Source organism: Idiomarina sp. UBA4206 (assembly GCF_002383015.1).
GTDB lineage: Bacteria > Pseudomonadota > Gammaproteobacteria > Enterobacterales > Alteromonadaceae > Idiomarina > Idiomarina abyssalis.
In genome coordinates, this window is sequence record NZ_DFTS01000031.1 from 33010 (window position 1) to 38588 (window position 5579).

Here is a 5579-nt window from a genome sequence, read left to right on the forward strand (position 1 = left end):
ATTGGTGACGGCGCCATGACCGCAGGCATGGCGTTCGAGGCAATGAACCATGCTGGTGACATAAAACCCGACATGCTGGTGGTGTTAAACGACAACGATATGTCCATTTCTGAAAACGTCGGTGCTTTGAACCATCACTTCGCCCGTCTGTTATCCGGTCGTTTTTATACTTCATTACGCGAAGGCAGTAAAAAGTTACTCAGTCCTCTGCCGCATATTCGTCATTTTGCCAGCCGCGCTGAAGAGCACATGAAAGGCATGATGGCACCGGGTACTATTTTTGAAGAGCTGGGCTTTAACTACATAGGTCCTATCGACGGCCATGATGTCGACACCCTGGTGGAAACCTTGTCCAACATGCGCGATTTAAAAGGTCCGCAATTACTGCACATAGTGACGCAAAAAGGAAAAGGTTATAAACCGGCCGAGAAAGACCCCATTGGTTATCATGGCGTTCCTAAGTTTGACCCGGCGGAATCCAGCTTGCCAAAAAAAGCGGCAGGCGTTCCCAGCTACTCTGAAATTTTTGGACAATGGCTGTGTGATACCGCAAGTGGCGACCCGTCGCTAATGGCAGTAACTCCGGCAATGCGTGAAGGCTCAGGTATGGTTGAGTTTTCGCAGCGCTTCCCAAAACAGTATTTTGACGTGGCTATTGCTGAGCAACACAGCGTGACCTACGCAGCAGGTTTAGCCATTGCCGGAATGAAGCCTGTTGTTGCCATTTACTCTACCTTTTTGCAGCGCGGTTACGACCAATTAATTCATGACGTGGCTTTGCAGAACTTAGACGTATTGTTCGCCATAGATCGTGCCGGCATTGTCGGTGCCGACGGACCAACTCACCAGGGCGCTTTCGATTTAAGCTACCTGCGCTGTATCCCAAACATGGTGGTTATGGCGCCCAGTAATGAACAAGAATGTCTGGATATGCTAACCACAGGCTACCAGCATAAAGGCCCGGCTGCCGTACGATACCCTCGTGGTGCAGGCGTTGGGTTGGAATTACGTCAGGGTAAGGCTATAGAAATTGGTAAAGCGGTAACCGTTAAAAAGGGACAGGACGTGGCATTCTTAAACTTTGGCACCCTGTTGCCCGAAGTAGAAGAAGCCGCTTCAGCATTTAATGCTACCGTCATTGACATGCGTTTCGTAAAACCGCTGGACACCAACTGTGTGGACGAATTAATGAAAGACCACTCAGTACTGGTTACGGTGGAAGAAAACGTTGTAGCGGGCGGTGCAGGCAGCGCAGTCAGTGAATACGTCGCGCAGCACAAAGCCCGTCCTCAGGTTCTCAATATTGGTTTGCCCGATGAGTTCATTAAACATGGCTCTCAAAGCGAGGTTCGTGAGGAAATTGGACTTGACGCGAAAGGCATCCAAAGCCAGGTGAATAACTTCCTGAAAGAAGGTTAGAACAGACGGTTAGAGTGTCGGGTTTATTTAGCTGAGTAAACCCGATACCCACCATCCTAAGTGCAGTAACGCAGCAGAGAAAATACCGGCGAGGACATCATCCATCATGATGCCGTTACCACCGTGCAGCTTTCTGTCAGCCCAGCCTATTGGACCGGGTTTCCAGATATCAAAAATACGAAATAGGACAAAAGCAGCAATCAGCCAGAAAGGTTCCACCGGCAGCGCGAACATGGCTATGGCGTAGCCAACTATTTCATCCCAGACAATAGCAGGGTGATCGTGCTCTCCCATAGCCTTAGCCGTATACTGGCAGATCCAGATACCCGCAAGCGTCATAATCACTAGCACGAGCAGATACTCCCACCAGTTAAGCTGAGCCATTAAGAAAACAACAGGGATACCAACAAGAGTACCAAAAGTACCGGGAGCTTTGGGCGCCAGACCCGAACCAAACCCCAGAGCCAGCCAATGTATTGGGTTAAACCATGAAAGCGATGTCTTTGACATTAGTTCATAACCCTCTAGCCCTTTTCCCCGGAAAGATCATTTTCCGCAAAATGATTAAAACTGTGGTAACCATCGGCCAGAGACCATTCTTCGCCCTGATAACGCAATTGAATGCCCCCTTGTCCGCCATTAGCGACCCTGCCAATACAAACTGGCCGTGTTTTAAGGTGGGCTGTCAGGGTTTCCATACGTCCGCGATGCTCTTCTGGCAAGGTAAAGCAAAGCTCGTAATCGTCGCCTGCTGTTAGTGCCAAAGCTAATGCTTCATCCACTTTTAATGTTTCGGTTAGGGCTAAAGACAAGGGCAGTTTATCTAATTCGAGTTGACCGACAGTTCCGGCTTCAGTCATTAGATGCCCCAAATCTGCAAGTAAGCCGTCGGAAACATCAATACAGGAGCTGGCTATGCCACGTAACGTTTGCCCCAAAGCCACTCTGGGCGTAGGAAAGTGCAACCGCTCAATCACTTGCTGTAAGTGCCGTCCTGTCGTGCTGACTTTGTCCTGAGTTACCTTAAGGCCTAAGCCTGCATCGCCCAGAGAACCGCTAACGTAAATCCAGTCTCCTGCTTTAGCTCCGGAGCGCGGTATTGCGCTTCCTGAAGGCAGCTGACCATGCGCGGTTACGGTAATAGTGAGTGGCCCTTTGGTTGTATCGCCACCAATCAACTGACAGTCGTAGTAACTGCAAATTTCATCCAACCCGCCACTAAACTCCTGCAGCCAGTCTTCATCAACGTTTGGCAGGGTTAAAGCCAGGCTCACCCAACAAGGTTGGGCACCCATTGCCGCTAAGTCACTTAGGTTAACAGCCACACTTTTATGACCAATTGCTCTTGGCGGCGTGGTTTTATCAAAATGCACGCCTTCTACCAGAGTGTCAGTAACAATGACCAGGTCATGCTCGGGCAGTGGACGGACAACAGCTCCGTCATCTCCAATCCCCATAGCAACATCGCCCCGTTTTGCGGAGCGATGAGTAAAGTATTCATTGATTAGCGAAAATTCATCGCGGGGCATAAGTTACTGCCTGGTTGGGCGGAAAGTATCTACTGCTTTATCGAGAACGCCGTTTACAAAACGATGGCTTTCGTCGGCACCGAAAGATTTAGCCAACTCTATCGCTTCATTAATCGCGACTTTATAAGGTACATCCACTCGCTCGCGCAACTCGTAGGCAGCCAGTCTCAGAACGGCCATTTCAATTGGGTCGAGTTCTTTAATGGGTCTGTCTAAAAACGGTTCCAGCGCATCGTCCAGTGTCCGGTAATGCCCGCCAACACCACGAACCAACTCTAAAAAGTAGTCGACATCGACTTTGCTGGTATCGTTTTCTGTTAAAAATTGAGCCTCAATATCGCTAAAGCTATTTTGCGATAACTGCCATGAGTAAATTGCTTGCACGGCCAGCTTACGGGCCTTTCTTCTTGCTGCGGGTTTCATCTAATGTGTCTCAGAGTTGTTTCAGTACATTAACCATTTCAAGCGCGCTTAGTGCGGCTTCCGAGCCTTTATTGCCGGCTTTAGAACCACTGCGTTCAATGGCTTGTTCCAGCGTATCGGTGGTGATAACACCAAACGCCACTGGCAAATCAAATTCCGTTGCAACCCGGCCTAACCCGCTATTACATTCACCTGCAACAAACTCAAAATGAGGTGTTCCGCCACGAATAACAGCACCAACGGCAATAATCGCATCGTATTTACCTGAGCTGGCCAGGCGCTTAGCCGTTACCGGCATTTCATAAGCACCGGGAACACGCACAACCGTGATGTCTTCATCGGCTACTTCACCGTAGTGTTTCAGCGTCTGCACAGCACCGTCTAACAGGCTTTCCACCATAAAATGGTTAAACCGGGAGACAATAATGGCAAACTTTTTACCAGCTGCGTTAATTCCGCCTTCAATTACCTGCATGAGTTTTCCTTATTAACCGTTCGTTAATTGCGCGCGATGATAGCACAATGCGGGATTATTTGCGTGATATTGCGTAGGAGAAATACTTTTCTTCTGCATCTAAGTCACGCCCGAGCGAACGCGCGTTACTACTTTCTAATAGCTGTAAGGCTGTATCGTTGCTTTGCGATACCGGGAACAACACTTGCCGCCAGGGCCAGCTTGCTTCCAGCCAATTTGTTAACAAAACAAAAAAGTCATTGTGCAAATTGTCATTCACCGCTGACTCTAATAACCACCAGCTAATTTCAGCGTTATAAGCATTGCGGGGAATACCGCTTTTCTCTTCTCTGCTGGCGGCAACGGGTACCATGTAAACGGCGCCAATTATGGACTTGTCTTCTTTATCAAGTACTAAGTAGGTAAAGCTTGTTCTTTCTTTGGCTTGCTCCAGGTGGTAGCTCACCATGGTTTCATTTTGTTCCAGACTGCTTTTTTCCGAAGGCCAGGCCCACCCAAGACGGTTATACAGCCACTTTTGCGATGTCATGTAACTGTGGAAGAAGCGATCAGCATCCGATGCTTCTATTGGGCGAATTATTAGCTTTTTGCCTTCAGCAGATTCAGGCACCATCCACTCACTGCGCCAGAAGTCTGCCGCTACCGCCGAATGAAAAACCGGCAGTATTAACAGCAGTAGACAAAGCCGCAAAGGAAGCTTCAACACGCCTCTCCCCGCTTACCTTGAGCATGTTCGAAATAGGACTTCACTCGCTCCAGTTCTTTCTCAATTTCGTCACTAACCATTAGTGCCGGGCCAATATCAATGGCTTTACGCGCGTAGTCAAACGCTATGGGGACAACAGGCACTTTTGCTTGCTGTGCCATGTGTAAGAACCCTTTTTTCCATTCATGCACGCGTTTCCGGGTGCCTTCCGGCGTTATCACCAGAATCAGTTCATCTTTTTCTCTGAACTGCTTTACCATGTTGCCGACCACACCATTGGCGCTACTTCTGTCTATAGGAATGCCACCCAGTTTTGTCAGCAGTCCTTTGAGCGGAAAACGGAACAAGCTATGCTTGGCAAGGTAATTCAGTTTCAAACCCATAGCTAACATAACGCATGCACCGACTGGAAAATCCCAGTTTGAGGTATGTGGTGCCACAGGAAGAATAGCTTTTTTCACACTCGGCATTTCACCATTAATTTTCCAGCCACCGAGAACCCTCATGCCGAGTCGGCCAACCCAGCGCAGAAATCGATTATGGGTAACAGGGAACTCGCCTTTAACGAATTCCGGAATGGTATTTTTATCAGTCATAAATTTACTGCAACGCTCTTCTTATTTCGCGTAATTTATCTTTTACACGCTGAATGTTATCCGGCCCCATACGTAATAACTGCTTTTGCGCCGCAGGTAATGACTCATAGCTATCGTCCGCAAAGGTATACATTACGCTATCGTCTTTTACTTGAACCAGTCCATCCGGCACCGGTGTATCAAGAGCAACTTCGATAGCTTCCAGTAAAGTACTGTCAAAGTCAGATTCCGGATACCCTATTTCTGCGTAAGCTTCCTGCACTAAGGGTTTAAATAGCTCGTAGTTTTCAACTAAGACATCCGCTTCCAGGCTAACAAACCAGTCAACTAAGGCATCGTAGCGGTGATAACTGCTTTCATCGATATAAAGCTCGCCATCAACTTCCAATACCTTAAAGCGCCCATCTGGGCGTTGTACAATAGTACGCTTC

8 protein-coding genes are annotated in these 5579 nt (G+C 48.3%); 1 reads left to right on the top strand and 7 read right to left on the bottom strand.

Annotated elements, in window-relative coordinates; all coding sequences use genetic code 11:
* Positions 1-1419 (top strand): 1-deoxy-D-xylulose-5-phosphate synthase (gene dxs / locus B3180_RS06610; protein WP_286843664.1); only part of this gene is annotated, 1419 nt, incomplete at its 5' end.
* 27 nt (positions 1420-1446) lie between these two features.
* On the opposite strand, the gene B3180_RS06615 is transcribed toward dxs, so the two are convergent.
* The 7 genes from B3180_RS06615 to B3180_RS06645 all read right to left on the bottom strand — a co-directional run.
* Positions 1447-1929, bottom strand: a complete 483-nt coding sequence (locus B3180_RS06615; RefSeq protein ID WP_222235756.1) for a phosphatidylglycerophosphatase A family protein — start codon at positions 1927-1929, stop codon at positions 1447-1449.
* 14 nt (positions 1930-1943) lie between these two features.
* Complete coding sequence (gene thiL / locus B3180_RS06620; RefSeq protein WP_222235757.1) at positions 1944-2948, bottom strand: thiamine-phosphate kinase; 1005 nt, start codon at positions 2946-2948, stop codon at positions 1944-1946.
* Positions 2949-2951: 3 nt separating this feature from the next.
* Entirely contained in the window at positions 2952-3371 is a 420-nt protein-coding gene (gene nusB, locus B3180_RS06625) for a transcription antitermination factor NusB (RefSeq protein WP_222235758.1), read from the bottom strand.
* Between the two features lie 10 nt (positions 3372-3381).
* Positions 3382-3846: a 6,7-dimethyl-8-ribityllumazine synthase gene (ribE, locus tag B3180_RS06630; RefSeq protein WP_054489444.1), complete on the bottom strand. Its 465-nt coding sequence runs from the start codon at positions 3844-3846 to the stop codon at positions 3382-3384.
* 55 nt (positions 3847-3901) lie between these two features.
* Complete coding sequence (locus B3180_RS06635; RefSeq protein ID WP_224798084.1) at positions 3902-4552, bottom strand: GNAT family N-acetyltransferase; 651 nt, start codon at positions 4550-4552, stop codon at positions 3902-3904.
* Entirely contained in the window at positions 4546-5148 is a 603-nt protein-coding gene (locus B3180_RS06640; RefSeq protein ID WP_278358444.1) for a lysophospholipid acyltransferase family protein, read from the bottom strand. The genes B3180_RS06635 and B3180_RS06640 overlap by 7 nt, the downstream gene beginning before the upstream one ends.
* Before the next feature lie 4 nt (positions 5149-5152).
* On the bottom strand, positions 5153-5579 hold a 427-nt coding region (locus B3180_RS06645; protein ID WP_286843669.1), incomplete at its 5' end, for a DUF3014 domain-containing protein.

What these genes read in the sequence shown, in the direction of transcription:
- ribE (WP_054489444.1), bottom strand. Translation starts at nt 3,846, where the DNA reads ATGCAGGTAATTGAAGGCGGAATTAACGCAGCTGGTAAAAAGTTTGCC.
- B3180_RS06615 (WP_222235756.1), bottom strand. Translation starts at nt 1,929, where the DNA reads ATGTCAAAGACATCGCTTTCATGGTTTAACCCAATACATTGGCTGGCT.
- thiL (WP_222235757.1), bottom strand. Translation starts at nt 2,948, where the DNA reads ATGCCCCGCGATGAATTTTCGCTAATCAATGAATACTTTACTCATCGC.
- B3180_RS06640 (WP_278358444.1), bottom strand. Translation starts at nt 5,148, where the DNA reads ATGACTGATAAAAATACCATTCCGGAATTCGTTAAAGGCGAGTTCCCT.
- nusB (WP_222235758.1), bottom strand. Translation starts at nt 3,371, where the DNA reads ATGAAACCCGCAGCAAGAAGAAAGGCCCGTAAGCTGGCCGTGCAAGCA.